The sequence below is a fragment of the Paenibacillus sp. J22R98 genome (assembly GCF_059383835.1).
The window spans coordinates 129,970-147,798 of sequence record NZ_JBXENW010000007.1; the positions used below are offsets into that span (position 1 = coordinate 129,970).

The following is a 17,829-nucleotide window of genomic DNA, read 5'->3' on the forward strand; positions in this document are numbered from 1 at the left end:
AACTATATGTTCCAGCCTAGCAATAGTCTGAAGAAATTGCAATTGAAGCTATTATTCGAATTTATGCTTAATCCACGAACCAAGATCCGTAATGTGATGCGGGAACGATTGGCCGAGCTCCGTGAAGATTAAGCTGTACTCCGCATGACGCCCGCGCCGAATCGCTTGCAGCACGATTTTATTCCTGCCCTGACGCAGCTTAACCTCAGCATGATGTCGGTTCTCGGCCGTCCACCAATCGTGGTGATCGGCCTCACTGATTAATTGATCGTTGATCCATAGACGATAGGCTTCGGTATGCCCGAATATAATATTGACCTCTCGGTCCTCCGGAAGCTCGATCTCCCGCTCCGCGTATACAACGCAAGGTCCCTGGAAGCCGATCAAATCCGAAACCGAGAACAAATCCTCGGTGACATTCACGAGCCGATAGTCCTTCGGATCGGCCTGGCTCCGATAATCTTTGCTCGCATCGGCCTTCGTATTGAGATGGAATTGACGCGTCAGATCGGCGACTTCGTCTCTGGTGCCTTTGAAGGCGCCATAATACCATTCACCGAGCTCCGTGCGAGGAAGCTCGATATGATTTTCCCAGAAAGGTCCGTATACCTTCCAGACTTGGGCTCCGTTCAGACCGAAGACAAAGGAAGCCTCGCCAAATTTGGCCGTCAGCAAGTTTTTCTCCGACAAGTAGCAAACCTGCTCCGGTACGCTTACCGTGAGCGTAACCGATTTGATTTCCCCCGGCTGTAGAACGATATGCCGCGAAGTCCAATCACTTAGCCAGCCTCCAGGCAAGTCGACTGTCAATTGATCCACAGCGACAAACTCCGTCTCGTTCGACAGTCCGATTGCAATTGTCTTACTCTCGGACCATCCAACAACGGGAATTCCTAGATAGTCAACGGAAAGCACAATCGAAGGCTGCGGTTTATGCGATGGAATCGAACCGAGCTCGGACGGCAAATCCGTAATGCCGATGGCCGAATTAAGCTCCCTCAAGATAGTCAAACCAGCTGCACAAGTATCCTCAGCCAAGTCCGCCAGCTGATTGGAGCGGCGAGTTACTTTCACATCAAGCTTATAGCTGGTGTCGTAGAAGGCGTGCTTCTCAATTAAGCTGCGTGCCCCATATATAATACCGAGAAGAGCGCCTGCCGTCGCGCAGCTGCAATCCGTATCAAATCCGCAATTCAAAGCGATCATCGTCGTCGCCAGGAAATCCCCTTTACCGTAAAACAAACATACCAGCGTAAAGCCGATATTCTGATACAGGTTCGTACAGTCCGGGTGTCCGTAGTCGCGAATGATTCGAGAGCGAACCTGCTGCCAGGTCAAATCCTGCAAGGACCATGCCATCGTGTCCTCCACAAGCCGGCGAATTCTCGTGCCCGCAGGCAAATAAACCATGCCGTCCCGCAGTACCTTCATGAGATCGTTTTCGACGAATGCCATAGCTTCAACTGCCGCTAAGTACTGCTCTGCATAGATGGAATCACCCTCATGATCCAGCATGCCGTCGCGTCCCGCGAACTCTGCCGCCAGCTCGGGATTGCCCGGAGCAACACAAGCCCATATTTCGGAACGGATGGGACAGCCCATTCCGTTGATATAATAGCGATTATTGAACGCCCCCGATACCGGCGGATAGATACCACGATTATAGTTTTTCTTGAACCAAGCATATTCCCCCGGTACGAACGGATAACGTTCATAGAAGGCCTCTGCCAAATCCATCGAGGTGAAATAAACCCCTTTCTGCTCTAGCACATGCAGCCATAACACTTGAAGATCCAAATCATCATTCGGCAGCATTTCCTTGATGGCGCGCGGGTCATACTCGTAATCGAACAGTTCCTTCCTGCCTTCGAATGGGGCGCCGATCGTACCGGCAATGCTTTTGCCCAGCCACGCGCCATACACTTTATCCAGATAATTCTCGTAGGTCAACCGGTATTTAGCCATCATCGCTCTCCCTCTTGTCCTTGAATTTGCCCTTGAAATTTAATCGTGACCAGCTCCCCGGCTTGCATCGCGATGCCCTTCGTTGCTGCGTCATCGACCTTTTCCTTCACGCTTTCATCTAACAATGTGGAATAGACGCCACTAGCCCCACCGAGAAGCACGCCTGCTACTTGCAAGTGCCCCGATTGATCCGGATTCCATAGACGAGCGACCCATCCACTCCGATCCTCCGCCTGTTTCAGACAGCTCATGAATGGATGGCTGCCTGCCGTCGATTGTACAGACAGAATGGAACCGCAAGATGCCCAATGACCAGCATGCTGCAACGAGGCTTCTACCAATAGAGGTGTACGGAAATCGGAAGCTTTCCCCAAACATTGTCCTTGCCGCCAATCCCCTTCGTGCGGAATTAACGCATATTCGAAACGATGCGGTCCTTGGCATTGTCCTCCAGGAGCCGGATAGTTGGCGCCGGCTGCTTGCCCGACGCTGCCTGCCGATCTGACTAACGTAAACTGCACAACGGTTCCTTTATCTCCGCCGCCATGAACAGCCTCATAAGCCGGGAGCCCTTTTGTCGATATACATAGTCCTTCTCGTCCATCCGATACATCAATAAATTCCTGGAACGGCTCGTCTCTCCATTCCCCGCCGCCATCTCTCACCTTCCGATCCACGACTTGAAAATGATCGTAGGCCGATACCCTATGAGCTGGCAGTCCCGTCTCGAAAGCGACTCGCAGCATATGGTCTTTGCAGGTATTATCGATTTCGAGCACGAGGTCCAGCCTCTCCAACTTCTCATATAGCGTTGCATACATCGTGATCGGGAGCCCGGCCATCACCGAGGATCGTTTACCAGCTTGATTCGCTTCAGGCAGTTCCCAGGTAAAGTCGGCTTTATAGACGATACGATCTTCAAAATATTCATGAAGCCGCCAGCCCGTCTCCGTTCCCGTCCCAGCTCCAACTCCGGCTCTTGCTCCGCAATCTCTGGAATCACGTTCATCATGCTCCGCAAATTCATGATGGTCGTACAAATCGCCCGTCTCTTCCCGATCGAGCAAATAATGAAGCTGGCGATACTCACGCCCTGTGCGCTTATAAAGAAGATCGAACGTGCCATTCTCATGGAAACGAACCCGGATCGCGTCGTTCTCCATGCCGTTCTCGCACAAGGAAACCCCAGAAGGAGCAGTTGCTGCTTCAATAGATACGCCTTCATTGCTCGGTGAACCGGGCTTGATCCAATAGGTTCGATATCCGGCTGCCGGAACATGATCCGCGATAAAATCAACCTCCAGTACCGTAAACACCTGATTATCCGCGCGCGTGTCCTCACTCGTCTTCGAAATCAACACCGCCAGCATGTCAGCGGTCATATATTCGCTTTCCAAATCCTTATTTTTGTCCGCGATATGGCGTATTCTCGCAGCAATGGGCTGCCCTTCCTCGTCGACCAGCCTATAAGAGTCATGCTTGAAGCGCTTCGGAACTCGCACATAACGCTTTACCGGACCCGCATGCGTGCGGCCAAGCGGATTGACCACCACAACGGCAATCGCAGCTTCTTCTTCCGAAGTAGTCGTATCGATAGCCCCTATCAAATGGTGGAGCCCATCCTTGATCAAGTAAGCTCCGGTATGCTCTATTTCCTCGAATCGGTTCTGCATATCCTTGTGAACCTGATCCAGGCTGCAGCCGCAGATGGAATCATGCGGATGGTTCGCCAGCAGCAGCTTCCATAGGTTCTGAATGAGCCCTTTCGGATAAGCCACGCCGCTCGCACCGGAAGCCATCACCCACAATGGCTCTACTAATCGCTGCAACAGAATTTCGCTGGCATCGTTCTGCTGCTTCAATCTCATATGAGAAGATAATGTGCCTACCAAATCCATCGGAAACGCATCTGAGCCGCGCATCTCTCCGGTATACGTGGACAGCCCTTCGGCTGCTTCTGCCACAGCGGCGAGATAATCTTCCGGCATCGAATAATGCAGCTCAAACGCTTCTTGATGCTGATTGATATAATCAACTATCCCAGGCAATGAAGGCCGGGGCTCCATATGGTCAATTCCAATGGACATATATAAATTTGAGGTTGCTGCCAGATCCAGCTGTTTCTGTGCCTCTTCAAGGAAGCTGCGCAAGGTCATCTCGGCATCAGGTGCAAGCGAAGACGGCTGGCTAATATCGGACCAAATATCCGGATAACTCAGAAATATGCCGTGACTGTAACCGTGATTGGCAGCTAAAACTTTAGAATTTGCCGGTCCCTGCCACCAAAATTCATAATGGGGAAGCTCTTCATCCCACTTCGGACGTCCACGCCCAAACGTTGCATATCGAATCCCGAAGCCATTGAGAATCATCGGCAAACTCGCAATACTCCCGAAGGAGTCCGGCACATAACCGAGCATCATTGGCCTGCCGCGCATTTGCCGAATCAAATCCATGCCCATTAACAAATTCCGAATCGTAGACTCTCCATTCTCCAGAAACTGATCAGCCAGCACATACCAAGGACCGGTAACCAGCCTGCCCGACTCCATCAGGGCAGCCATCCGTTCCCTCTGTTCCGGTTTGATGGCTAAATAATCCTCAAGCACGATCGCTTGCCCATCAAGCAGAAACCGATAAGTCGGATGTTCGTCCATGATGGTGAGCAGCCGATCAATCAGATGAACCAAACGAACCTGAAACTGCCCTTTCGTCATGACCCATTCCCGGTCCCAATGCGTCGTCGGCGTAAGGAACATCTTCTTCTTCTCCATGAGTACCTCCATTTGTTCAAAAAAAGGGCTGCCACCTTCCGGGAGCAGCCCTCTTCCGTTATCTTTACTGCGCTTGTTTCGAAGCAACGAATGCCGCTGCTTGTTTCTTCACTTCCTCCAGCACCTTCTCGGCACCGGCTTTCTTGTATCTTTCGATCAGGTCATTGACTGCTGCATCTACATCTTTCACAAGACCCATTTGAATCGGTGCAGAGTATTGTTTATCGATGTTCACGATGTTCGCAAGCTCCGTCTTGATGTTTGTCGTGTCGATGTTGAAGCCGTTAAGCAGGAATGGCTGCGCCTTCTCAAGCAGTGCTTTCTTCGTGTCGATATATTGCTGCGTATAGCTCTCAAGCGGCGGCCATTGGTCGCGGTTGTTGGACCACCAGCCTGCACCGTACATCGGATACGGATTCGGATCGGATTGGGCGATTACCATTTTGCCATCGGCATTCATCGTGTAGTTTTTGCCTTCGATACCGAATGCGAGCAGCATGTTATAAGCTTTGTCTTGATGCAGCAAATCGATCGCCATCAAAGCTCTTTCGTAGTTTTTCGATTTCGGCGAGAATGCGAAACCGTTACCTGTAGCAGGGCGAGTCATAACGACGCCGCTGTCTGTCAAGTTATTCACTGCACCAAGCTCCCAGCCTTTAGCAATCATGTCGGAGCTGTATTGGGCATAGTTCTCGAACGCGTTTGCCCAGTAGCCGGATTTCCCTTCTTTGGCAAGGTCAGCCGCTGCCGTCTTCTGCGCGAATGCGTTCTTAGGCAGCAAACCTTTGTCCGCCCAGTCCTTCATTGTTTTGGCAGCATCGATGAACTTCGCTTTGAAAGCATCGTCGAGTAATCCGGTTATCGTATAGTTCGGATCGTCAGGGAAGAATCCGGTGATATACGGCGCTTCTTTAAGTACATAGTTCTTCATCAAGCCGCCGAAAATGCCTTGAATATCGGAAGCGGAACCGTCAACAGGAAGCATGCCTTTCTCATTGTCTTTCAGCGCTTGGAAGTAAGCTCCCAAGTCCTTGAAGGTTTTGATTTCAGGAACATTGTACTTTTTACGAAGATCTTCGCGGAAGAAACCTGTACCTACATCCAACTCCTTAAACGTTTGCGGAATCATGTAGATTTTTCCGTTTACGCGGGCATCCGTCCACTGGCCTTCGGACGTTGCCGCTGTCGTCAAAGGCATGAACTTGTTGACGTCATCCATCGTGATTTCATGATAACCGCCTTTGGATGCATTGGAGCCGTAGTTGATGTTGCCGTAGATGACATCCCAATCCTGCGGGGAAGCCAGTACGAGCGGATACTTGGTGTTAATGTCTGCGAATGGAATATAAGTCAATTCAATTGTCGCGTTGATGTCGGCTTCAAGCTTCTTGTTGACTTCAGCCATGACCGCTTCATTGTCCTTCGGAGCTTCGCCGAGCAGTACGAATTTCAACGTTACCTTATCCAATTGCGGTTTCTCGGTGGTGTCTGTAGCTGTGTTATCGGCACCGGCGCTGTCTTCCGTGTTGCTTGCCGCAGCGTTGTTCTTCGTCTCATTGGCAGGCTTGTTGTTTGCTGCAGCATTGTTGGTATTGTCATTCTTGGAACAAGCGGACAAGATTAACATCAGGCAGAGCGTAAGCGATAAACTCAGACTCAGTGCTTTTGACTTCTTGCTCATCTTTGTTTAACCTCCCAATTATTGAATGAACTATGTTAAACCGCTCTTGCGGAATTAACCAAACTTTACTAGCCTTTGACAGACCCAATCGTGAGGCCGGCAACGAAATACTTCTGAACGAACGGGTAGGCGAATACGATTGGCCCGGTCGCGACGACGGTCAGTGCAAGCTTAACCGTTTGCTGCGGGAGTTCAATGGCAGATGCAGCACCATTATTCTGGAGCATCTGCTTCGCAAAGGTCGTGGAGCTCAGAATTCTGTAAAGCGTGTACTGGAGCGGAAACAGGTTGTCTTTGGTGATGAACAGCGTTGCCGTATACCAATCGTTCCAATAACCGAGGGCGATGAATAACCCGATCGATGCGAGTGCCGGCTTGAGCAGCGGGAACACGACTCTGATGAAGATGGAGAAGTCATTCGCGCCGTCGATCTTCGCCGATTCGGAGATGGAATCCGGAATGCTGTTCGCGATATAGGTTCTCAGAATCAGGATGTAGATGACATTGAACATCCCGTTCAAGAGCAGAATCATCATCGTATTTCGGAGCTGCAAATAATTGGACATCAGCAGGTAGTAAGGCACTAAGCCTCCGCTGAACAAGGTTGTGAAGAAGAGGTAGAAGGCCATCCCATTGCGGTACTTCACATCTTTTCTGGCGAGTACATAAGCGGTCATCGAAGAGAAGAAGATGGATATTCCGGTACCTGCTACCGTAAGGAATATCGTGACCAGATAACTGTGAAAGATCTTCTCCGGCTCCAGAAAAATGAATTTATAAGCGCCAAGATCGAAGGTCCGCGGAAGTAGCGAGTATCCATACTGTAGGATCGAGCTCTCGGATTGAAAGGAACCCACCAGCAGCATAATGAACGGCAGTATCGTGGCGATGCCAATGAAACCCACGACGATGAACGCGATAATATTAAAGGTGATGACGTCTTTTCCCATTTTCATAGCTTGATCCGCCTTCCCTGCTCCCACCGAGATTGACTAATAGAGCGCATAATCGCTGTTCCATCTCTTAACGCCCCAGTTAACCGCATAGATAATGAAGAAGCTCAGAACCGATTGGTATACGCCACCGGCGGAGGCCATTCCGAAATCATTCGCGAATATCAGGGAGCGGAATACGAACGTATCGATAATGTCCGTTTTGTCTGCCAAGAGGCCGTTGTCGCCAATCAGCTGGTAGAACATATCGAATTCGCCGCGCATAATTCGGGACAGACCGAGCAGAACCAGCGTAATGATGGTCGGCTTCAGCATCGGAATCGTAATGTACCAGATGCGTTGGAACAAATTCGCGCCGTCGATTTTGGCCGATTCGTAGCTTTCATGGTCAATTCCCATAATTGCCGACAGATACAGCACGCTGGAGAAGCCGATGCCCTTCCATACATAGAATAGAGGCAGAAGGATGAGCCATATATTCGGATTCGAGTAGATGTCGATCGGCTCTGCGCCGAGCGATTTCAGCCACGAGTTCAAAGCACCGTAGTCATAGTTGAAAATGTTATAGAAAAACGCCGAGACGGTAACCCATGAGATGAAGTAAGGCAGGAACATGAAGGTTTGTGCCGTCTTCTTGAAGTATTTGCCCATCATTTCCGCAATTAGGATGGCCACTAGCACCGATAAGAGCGTGCTTACGGTCAGAAACACGAGATTGTACAGCACCGTGTTCTTCGTAACGAGCCATAGCTTGCCGGATTCGAAGAAGTATTTGAAGTTTTCGATTCCATTCCATTTGCTTCCGAAAATGCCGCCGTCGTAGGAGTACTCCTTGAATGCGATGACGATACCCGGCATCGGAAGATAAGCCAGCACGAGAAAGTAGATCCCGACGGGCAAAAACATCAGATAGAGAATTCGGTTTTTCATAATCTCATAGAAGAAGCCTTTTTTCTTCTGAACCGCTTGCATGCAACCACCTCTTACCGAATGTCGTTTATTGGTTACGCTTTCATAATTCATGATAAAGCGTTTTCAAAGTCCGTGCTACGAGAGAAAATTACGATCCCTTTGCAATCTTACGCAACACCTCCAAGAGATTATGGCGGACTGACTATACGGCCCATCTTATCATAGGGTGGTGTGCAATTGTACAATTCCAGTGTCCTAAACGCAAAGAAAGCTTACTGGAATTCGCCTCCGAGCATGAATGCTCTTTCGGAAAATTCTAGTAAGCTCCCAATCCTTCTCTCAATAGCTGCAAACTAGCGGATCAACCAATTCGACTTGCCATTCCTGCCAAGAAGCTAAGCATGAACTGTACCGCGAGGCGAGAAGTCACGTTGCGCACATCCACGGATGGGTCAATGCAAACAAAATCAATCCCCATCACCTGCGGCAAAGCCCCGAGACGGTACAACGCATCAAGCGCATCCCACGGATTCATCCCCCCAGTCCCAATAGCCGGACAGCCCGGCGCGAAGGCTTGATCGATGACGTCTACATCGAAGCTGACATAGATTGCTTCCGTTCCGTCGCCCGCAAGCGCGAGCGCTTGATCGATGACCGGATCGATGCCCATCCGGCGCACATCCCGCGAGGTAAACACGTGTACGCCCTTACTCTTCACATAATCGTGATAGGGCTTCGCATTCATAAAACCTCGGATGCCGATTTGCACGATATTGCGCCCTTCTACTGCGCCCGATTCCAATATCCCACGGAAAGGAGTGCCATTCGTAACGCCGCCGTCTTCGAAATTACGCACGTCATGATGGGCATCGAAATGGATGATCCCTACTTTCTTTCCCGGAAAACGCTGGCTGAAAGCTTTAATAGATGGGCAGCTTGTCGAATGGTCCCCGCCCAGAATGATCGGAACTATAGAAGGCTGAGCCCCGTAAATCGCGTTCATGCTTTCCTCGATGCGACGGTGGCATTCCGCGATATCCGTCACGTGCATCTGAATGTCGCCGAGGTCGCGGACGGCCATGTCCTGCAAATCAACGCCATATTCGAGCGAGTATGTCGTAAACGACTTGAATGCCGTACGAATCGCTGCCGGCGTCGTCGAGGCGCTCGATATTGAAATGGAAGGTTTGGAGAGCGGTACTCCGATGATGCCCGCAAGCAATTGCTCCTTGCCGTCCCACTCTCGAATCCAGTGAGCAACCTTTGTCTCCAGATGATCTCTAAACACTGCCTGATCAGGTCGTTTAAGATTAGGGATCTCCTGGCTCATGGAAGTGTCCCCTCCTTCTTTGCTTGCTTTGTCACGATTTGCCGATCCCAAACCGCGACATTCCCGTTCTTGATCACGCCATACGTATGGTTGATGCCGAAATGATAGGGCAGATAAGCTAGACTCGGCGCGTCGAATATCGTGATGTCCGCGCGTTTCCCTACTTCAATCGAGCCTATTTGATCGCCTCGCCCAATCGCGTTTGCCGCATTGACCGTGCAGGCCGTCAATATCTCTTCCGGCGTCATCTTCAAGTTTAGTGAGGCAAGCATAATCACGAGCTGAATGGATTCGGTCGGACAAGAACCCGGATTATAATCGGTCGACAGGGACACCGGCAGGTTGAAGTGGTCGATCATATCCCGAGCACGGGCATGCTTGTTTAGTCCAAGGTTAAACGAAGTGCCGGGCAGCAGCACCGGGATGACGCCGTTTGCCGCAAGCGAGCGCAAGCCCTCATCGGATGCAGCCAGCAAATGCTCAGCGGAAATCGCGCCGATTTCAGCCGCTAATTCAGTACCGCCGAGCGATTCGATTTCATCGGCATGGATTTTGGGAAGCAAGCCGAGCCGCAGCCCTTCGAGCAAAATGCGGCGAGACTGTTCGACGGTAAAAACCCCATGCTCGCAAAATACGTCGCAAAACTCTGCCAACCCTTCTTTTGCCACTTCGGGAAGCATGTCGCAAACGAGGTCCACGTAATCCTGCGTCCTGCCTTTATATTCAGGCGGCACGGCATGGGCACCCATAAACGTTGAGACAACGTCAATCGGATGCGTTTCGTTCAGCCGTTTCGCCGTACGCAGCTGTTTAAGCTCATCCGCTAAGGTAAGGCCATACCCGCTCTTCGCTTCCACCGTCGTGACCCCTTGCAAAAGCATAATATCGAGGCTTCGATAGGCCTTCTCATATAATTGCTGCTCGCTTGACGTACGGGTCGCTTGAACGGTGCTGAGTATACCGCCGCCTTGAGCCAGAATATCCAAATACGGGACGCCGGAACGCTTGAGCGCAAGTTCATGCTCCCTTGAGCCGCCATGAACCAGATGCGTATGCGGATCAACGAGGCCAGGCGTAACCAGACACCCGCGAGCGTCTAGCGTTTCCGTAATTTCGACGCCCTGCAGCAGGTTAGTCACTTCCTCTTCGGAACCGATATGCGCAATGCGGCCGCCTTGAATCGCGATCGCAGCGTTTGTAATCTCCCGGAGCTCCTTCATCTCTCCTCCGTAACGAGGTGCGTTCCCGATAGGGGTTACCAACCGGCCGATTCCTGTCAGCAATAAGTCTATCCGTTCTATGATCGTCACGCTCCTTTAAGGTTATTGCGCGGCATCCTAATCGCGCATAGGGATACGGATTCCGTGTTTCTCCGCGCTGTCGATGGCTTCGTCGTAACCGGCATCCACGTGACGGATGACGCCCATTCCCGGGTCTGATGTCAATACGCAGCGAAGGCGTTCGGCTGCTTCATCGGTTCCATCCGCAACGACAACCATGCCCGCATGCAAGGAGTAGCCCATACCGACGCCTCCTCCATGATGGACGGACACCCAAGATGCCCCTGCCGATGTGTTGATGAGCGCGTTCAGAATCGCCCAGTCGCCAACCGCGTCAGATCCGTCCTTCATCGCTTCCGTCTCCCGGTTCGGCGATGCCACGGAGCCGCAGTCCAGATGATCGCGGCCGATGACGATCGGTGCTTTCAACTCGCCGTTCTTCACCATGTCGTTGAGCGCGAGACCGAACTTTTCCCGTTCTCCGTAACCGAGCCAGCAGATGCGTGCCGGTAGACCTTGGAACGCTACGCGCTCGCTCGCCATTTCAATCCAGCGGCGGAGATGATCATTCTCCGGGAACATGCGAAGGACGAGCTCATCCGTTTTGCGAATGTCTTCCGGGTCGCCGGAGAGCGCTGCCCACCGGAACGGACCTTTGCCTTCGCAGAACAGAGGACGGATATAGGCGGGCACGAAGCCGGGAAAGTCGAAGGCATTCGCTACCCCCTCATCAAACGCGACTTGACGAATGTTGTTCCCGTAATCGAACACGACCGAGCCGAGCTTCTGCAAGTCCAGCATCGCCTGAACGTGGGTTGCCATGCTTGCCTTGGACAGCTTCATGTATTGCATCGGATCACTCGCTCGCAGTGCCGCCGCTTCTTCCATGGAATAACCGGCCGGAATGTAACCCACAAGCGGATCATGCGCGGAGGTTTGGTCTGTCACGAAATCCGGTTTGATGCCGCGGCGCACGAATTCCGGATAGATTTCCGCCGCGTTCCCCAGTAAGCCAATGGCAAGCGCTTCTCCTTCTGAAATGGCTTTGTTCGCCAATGCCAAAGCTTCATCCAGCGTTTCCGCGAGAACATCGCAATACCTCGTTTGAATGCGCCGATCGATTCGCGAACGATCGACTTCAACAGCGATGACGACGCCTTCGTTCATCGTAACAGCCAGCGGCTGCGCGCCGCCCATACCGCCTAGCCCCGCCGTCAGAGTCAGCGTGCCTTTAAGCGTACCGCCTGCATGCTGACGGGCGGCTTCGGCGAAGGTTTCATACGTCCCTTGCAGAATTCCCTGGGTCCCAATATAAATCCAGCTTCCGGCAGTCATCTGTCCGTACATCATCAGCCCCTTCTGCTCCAGCTCGCGGAAGTGCTCCCAAGTTGCCCATTTCGGCACGAGTACGGAGTTGGACAACAGTACTCTTGGCGCGCGTTCATGGGTTCTGAAGACGCCGACAGGCTTGCCGGATTGGATCAGCAGCGTTTCGTCGTTCTCTAATCGCTGCAGCTCACGCACGATAGCATCATAGGAAGGCCAGTTGCGGGCTGCTTTGCCAATACCGCCATAGACGACCAGGTCTTCCGGACGCTCCGCCACCTCAGGGTCAAGATTATTCATCAGCATCCTGAGGGCTGCTTCCTGCACCCAGCCTTTGCAAGACAATTCCGTACCGCGCGGGGCACGGATTACGCGTTTTGGTTCCGGTTGATTATACGTTGTCATATCGGATCCTCCCATGGAACATGATTGGTTTAATAAAGCGGTCCCGTTATAGCTTCCACCGCGACCAGAAATTCGCCGGACAGCAAAGCGGCCGCCGTTCTTTCGATATCAGCTGAAGTAGAGCGGTCATCGACAACCGGCGGAACGAGGGCTCTCAGCTTCCCATATAACGCGCGCGTCGCGGGAGCTAACCCGTCAACGCCGATAAATTCGGCTGCTTCAGCAGCGCATATCAATTCAATCGCCAGCACTTTGGAAACGTTGTCAATCACCTGTACCGCATGTCTGGCGGCCGTTGTCCCCATGGAAACATGATCCTCCTGGTTCGCCGATGACGGAATGGAATCCACGCTTGCCGGATGGGCGAGCACTTTATTCTCCGAAACGAGCGATGCGCTCACATACTGCGTAATCATCAAACCTGATCCGATGCCCGGGTTGTGGCTGAGGAAGGCAGGCAGGCCGCCGGATAGCGCCGGATTAACGAGTCGTTCCGTTCGGCGTTCCGAAATATTCGCGAGCTCGCTCATGCCGATTTTCAGAAAATCCATGGCAAACGCAATCGGCTGACCATGGAAATTGCCTCCCGAGATGACTTTCCCATCCTCTAGGAATAAGAGTGGATTATCGGTAGCGGAATTGATTTCGATGGTCAGTTTATCCTGCACATAATCAAGCACTTGGCGAGTAGCGCCATGCACCTGCGGCAGACAGCGAAGCGAATAAGCATCTTGAACCCGGATCTCTCCCTGCCGCGTCGTTAATTGACTGCCGTTCAGCAGCGTCCGGAGATTCTTGGCTACGCCGATCTGCTCGGGATAAGGCCGCGCGAAATGTACTTCCTCCGCGAATGCTTCCGGGATCCCGCGCAAGCTCTCCAAAGTAAGCGAAGCAATCGCGTCTGCGATTTGGGCCAATCGCTGCGCTTTTATGAAGGTAAGAGTGCCGATGGATGTCATGATCTGGGTGCCATTAATGAGCGCCAACCCCTCTTTGGCTTGCAAGGTGATCGGTTTCAGCCCTGCTTTGGTTAGCGCCGCAGCACCCGGAAGCCGCTCCCCTTGATAGAAAGCCTCCCCTTCGCCCATTAGGACCAGCGCCAAATGGGAAAGCGGCGCTAAATCGCCGCTTGCGCCGAGCGAGCCTTGCTCGGGTATAACGGGATGTACGCCTAAATTAATACAATCGATCAGCAATTGCAGCGTGACCGGACGAATGCCGGAATACCCTTTGGCAAGCGCATTGGCGCGAAGAAGCATAAGTGCCCGAACTGTTGCTTCCGGCAAGGGACTGCCCACCGCGCAGGCGTGACTGCGAATTAAGTTAATCTGCAGCTTCGCGGCGTCTTGAGGCGAGATGTGCACATCACTGAATTTACCGAAACCCGTACTTACGCCGTAAACGACTTTACCGGCGGCAACCAGCTCCTCCACCATTTCACGGCAGCTGTTCACGCGCTCGGCCGCTTCCATACACAACACGACCGCTCTTTCCTCGAATGCCACTTCCATGACCATTTCAGGCGTTAGCTTTTTTCCATCCAGCACGATAGGCGTCATGTCAACACCCCTCTCTTGTTGTTCAGCGACTAACATGGCGAGTGATCCCCTTTCTTGCTTTAATATAAGAAAGGGACCGAGCGGAAGCTTTAAGCTTCCACGCGGTCCCTTTTTGAAAAGGGGATATGCGATTGTCCCGTATTATGCTTTCGCCAATACTTCATCGCGACCCACTCGTTTCAGTTGTATTTTTCATTTCATTTTAATTGTCACATGCCGGTTTGAATGTTGTCAATGGGATCTCGCGGATTCCACGCAGGAAACTTGCCTTCCCGTTCACCACGGCAGCTCAATCATGACGGTAACACCGGAACCCTCATTGCGCCGATAAGTAAGCCCATATTCCTCCCCATAGAGCAGCTTAATTCGCTTATTGATATTGTTGGCGCCATATCCGTGGAAGGGATCCGTTCGATCCATATTGAAAATACGCTCCAGATTTTCCTGCGAGATACCTACCCCATCGTCCTTCACCATAATGACGAGCTTGCCATGGACTGCATTCGCGCTGATCGTAATGGTCCCTGTCTCGCTCTCCGTCTCCAGAATGCCGTGTATAATCGAATTTTCGACCAGCGGCTGCAGGGTGATTTTGGGCATCGGATGCTCGTATAAGGCTTCCGGAATATCAACTACCAGCGTAATTCCGTTCTTGAATCTGGCGTTCTGAATGTCAATGTAGGCTGCGATATGCTCCACTTCATTGCGCAAGGAGACGATGTCCTCCCCTTTGCTTAAGCTAAGTTTATAGAATTTGGACAGCGATTGGACCAGATCGTAGATGCCTTGCTCCTGAATCCGCATCGCCTTCCAGTAAATCAGGTCAAGCGTATTATAGAGAAAATGAGGATTAATCTGTGCTTGCAGCGCCTTGAGCTCCATCGACTTTACTTCTTGGCCGAGCGCATATTTCTCATCGAGCAGCTGAGCGACCTTGGCGATCATCGACTTGAAGTTCCGCGATAATTCCCCGATCTCATCCTTGCCTTCATGCTGAATTTGCAGGTCGAAATCCCCCTGCTTGACACTCTTCATCTGTGAGATCAAGCCGCGGATTCTGCGCGTGCCCGACGCAGCAGCCAGAAAGGCCAGCGGCAGCAGGAACATGGCGATTAAGAACGCAATGAGGAGCATTTGCTCCATCGCTTTCTTTTGCGAGCCTAGAATCTCCTTATACGGGGTCAAACTGACCAAATACCAATCCGAATCCTCGACCAGCTGTGCTCCAACCAAGTACTCTGCATTGTCAAAAACCCGCTTGCCCCAGACGCCTTCCTTGAACTGATCGTTCGTACTTCCTTTCAGAATGTCCGTCTTGAACGACAGCATGCCCGAATTCGCATGGGAGGAATGGACCATAATCTCGCCAGCTTGGTTGATGAGGAAAACAGAAGATTCCTTCGTAAACGCAACACGATCCAGAATGGATTCGAAGATGCTCTTCGGTATATCGACACTAAGTACCCCTATGACATTTTGGAAGCTTTCATTATCGAAGATACTTCTTGCGATCGTAAACGTTGGCGTCTTTTCCTTCTGTAATTCGTTCAACAAGATCATGCTGGGGAAAACCTCAAACGTGGTGCTGCTCTTATTCAAATTCGCATACCAGGCGGTGTCCGCGATGCGATTCGTGCTCATGACATCATCGGTTTCGTTCGTGCTCGCAACGGCCTGAGAGGTATATAAGCTGGTTTTAATAATGTCTTCGCTCGGTTTCGTAATATAAAATTGCTTACGGATGCCTTCCACATCAAAGCTCCATAATCCATAACTGTTGTAGTAATAGCTCGCGCCGCGATGCAAAATATCTTGGATCTTCTCATTCGAGGCTAGGATCGTTAAGAAGTTCTTGGCTACATAAAGCTTAAACTCCATGAAGGAACGGCTCTGTTCGAATACTTGCCGGGAGGAATACCTTGCTTGCGCCTCGAGATCCTTAGACGAGATGCGGTAATTCACGATAATAAACAACGTAAACGGGATCGCAAGCAGCAGTAAATATTGCAGGAAAAGCTTGTAATGCATTTTCAAATCGCGGTAGATGTTAACTCTCATAGAGTTGCTTCATCCTATACTCGGATGGTGTGGAGCCCGTATATTTCTTGAACAGCGTTGAGAAATAGTTCGTATCCGCAAGTCCGATCTCGGTCGTAATATCGTACAGCTTCTTATTGCGATCCTGCAGCAGCTCCTTCGCTTTCTCAATTCGAAGCTCCGTAATGAACTCGTTCAACGTACGGCCGGTCGATTTCTTGAAAAATGCGCATAAATACGTTTGACTCAAGAAGGTGTGCTGCGCGATGGTCTGAATCGACAACTGATTGCTGTCGAAGTGGCTTGCGATATACTTCTTGATCTCATCAATTTTCTCGATGCCGCCTGCCTTGTTCTCCGACTTCTGCATCGTCATTTCGATATTCGACAGCAGAAACTCTGTGAGCTCGCGAAGCGTGAGGCGCGTATCGATTTCACGCCACATATAGGTAGTTTCCTGTTCATCCCCTGAATCGGCCGCGTCCCATTGCATGGTCACCTCAAACAGAATACGAAGATGATTGAAATAGAGATTTCTGATTTTGTTGGTGTCGGGATCTCCGGCAGCGGCAATTGCTTCTGTCATCTGATTCACATAGGCGACAATCGCTTCAGGCGGCTCGCTTCTAAGCATTTTCTTAAACCGCGTATAGACGGTCTTGTCCAGCTCATAACTGGCAGGCACAGCGGAACTCGGAAAATAGATCCGATTCGTTCCGGAGTAAAATTGACGCTTCGCTGCCTCGGACGCAGCCTTATATAGCACGGAGAATTCATCCGTTCGGACCGTTTGATAGCTGCAGCCGGCAGACAGCGAATAGGTTCCCTGCGAAGCCTCTTGAATCTGCATCAGCAAATGGTAGGCGAATTCCTCTGCTTTGGTCTGCTGCGATGCGGTTGAGGCAGGCGATGTGGCGTCATTCGCGATGATTGCCAGACATTTATCCCCCACGAATCCGGCGATATAGCTTCGATTCGCGGCGTCAGGGGCATGATTGAGCAGCTGCAGAATTCGCTGCTTGATTATGGTTTTCTCGTCTTCAGCCGTCGCTGAGGACCAATTAAACAGAAACGTATAGACGCGATAGGGTTCTTCTTTGGATAACGGCAGGATGCTGGCGTCAACGCGCTCCATCCAGTCGGATAGATCGGTTTTGTTGCAGATCGTATCCACAACGATTTCTTCACGCCGGTACTGGATATCCACGGTTTTATTCGCCGCAATGACAATCTTCTTCACCACGGCTGTGAACAGAGTCTTCAGTTGTTCCATATCGACCGGCTTGTCTAAATAATCGACAGCATGCAATTGAATGGCCGATTTCAAGTACTCCTTGTCCGAGAAACCGCTTAGGAATACAATCTCACACTCCGGATAGAGGTCGCGGACTCTCTGTGCCAGCTCAATGCCATTCATCTTCGGCATGCGAATATCGGTCAGCAATATCGACGGCTTGAACTTCTCCGCAAGCGCGAGCGCTGCAATGCCATTCTCCGCCGAATGCGCTTCTGTAATTCCCCAATCGGACCAGGGCACCAACTCCATCAAGCTATCGCGCGTCGTTTCTTCATCATCGACTATCATCAAGTTAATCACCCTGCTCCCC

11 protein-coding genes are annotated in these 17,829 nt (G+C 51.4%); all 11 read right to left on the reverse strand.

Going from position 1 to position 17,829, the window contains the following annotated elements; genetic code table 11:
• Nucleotides 1-51: 51 nt before the first annotated feature.
• The 11 genes from AC50Y3_RS20015 to AC50Y3_RS20065 all read right to left on the reverse strand — a co-directional run bounded on the left by AC50Y3_RS20015 (nt 52) and on the right by AC50Y3_RS20065 (nt 17,819).
• Complete coding sequence (locus AC50Y3_RS20015) at nt 52-1,968, reverse strand: ADP-ribosylglycohydrolase family protein (protein WP_494820490.1); 1,917 nt, start codon at nt 1,966-1,968, stop codon at nt 52-54.
• On the reverse strand, nt 1,965-4,739 hold the full coding sequence (locus tag AC50Y3_RS20020) for an alpha-mannosidase (RefSeq protein ID WP_494820491.1): 2,775 nt from the start codon (nt 4,737-4,739) through the stop codon (nt 1,965-1,967). Before AC50Y3_RS20020 ends, AC50Y3_RS20015 begins: the two co-directional genes overlap by 4 nt.
• A gap of 64 nt (nt 4,740-4,803) precedes the next feature.
• Nucleotides 4,804-6,420: an ABC transporter substrate-binding protein gene (locus tag AC50Y3_RS20025; protein WP_494820492.1), complete on the reverse strand. Its 1,617-nt coding sequence runs from the start codon at nt 6,418-6,420 to the stop codon at nt 4,804-4,806.
• Between the two features lie 68 nt (nt 6,421-6,488).
• Nucleotides 6,489-7,376: a carbohydrate ABC transporter permease gene (locus AC50Y3_RS20030; protein ID WP_494820493.1), complete on the reverse strand. Its 888-nt coding sequence runs from the start codon at nt 7,374-7,376 to the stop codon at nt 6,489-6,491.
• A gap of 36 nt (nt 7,377-7,412) precedes the next feature.
• Nucleotides 7,413-8,345 carry an ABC transporter permease gene (locus AC50Y3_RS20035; RefSeq protein ID WP_494820494.1) on the reverse strand — a complete coding sequence of 311 codons (933 nt, stop codon included), beginning with the start codon at nt 8,343-8,345 and terminating at the stop codon, nt 7,413-7,415.
• Nucleotides 8,346-8,646: 301 nt separating this feature from the next.
• The gene (gene hutG / locus AC50Y3_RS20040) at nt 8,647-9,615 is read right to left on the reverse strand and encodes a formimidoylglutamase (protein ID WP_494820495.1); all 969 of its coding nucleotides are present in this window, start codon (nt 9,613-9,615) and stop codon (nt 8,647-8,649) included.
• Nucleotides 9,612-10,916, reverse strand: coding sequence for an imidazolonepropionase (gene hutI / locus AC50Y3_RS20045; protein WP_494820707.1), 1,305 nt, complete (start codon nt 10,914-10,916; stop codon nt 9,612-9,614). Before hutI ends, hutG begins: the two co-directional genes overlap by 4 nt.
• 36 nt (nt 10,917-10,952) lie before the next feature.
• The gene (gene hutU / locus AC50Y3_RS20050; RefSeq protein WP_494820496.1) at nt 10,953-12,626 is read right to left on the reverse strand and encodes a urocanate hydratase; all 1,674 of its coding nucleotides are present in this window, start codon (nt 12,624-12,626) and stop codon (nt 10,953-10,955) included.
• A 29-nt stretch (nt 12,627-12,655) separates the two neighbouring features.
• A complete protein-coding gene (gene hutH / locus AC50Y3_RS20055) occupies nt 12,656-14,185 on the reverse strand; it encodes a histidine ammonia-lyase (RefSeq protein WP_494820497.1) in 1,530 nt (509 codons plus the stop codon).
• 276 nt (nt 14,186-14,461) lie between these two features.
• Nucleotides 14,462-16,243, reverse strand: a complete 1,782-nt coding sequence (locus AC50Y3_RS20060; RefSeq protein WP_494820498.1) for a cache domain-containing sensor histidine kinase — start codon at nt 16,241-16,243, stop codon at nt 14,462-14,464.
• Nucleotides 16,233-17,819 (reverse strand): response regulator, encoded by a 1,587-nt coding sequence (locus tag AC50Y3_RS20065; RefSeq protein ID WP_494820499.1) that lies wholly within the window; start codon nt 17,817-17,819, stop codon nt 16,233-16,235. Before AC50Y3_RS20065 ends, AC50Y3_RS20060 begins: the two co-directional genes overlap by 11 nt.
• Nucleotides 17,820-17,829: the final 10 nt, after the last annotated feature.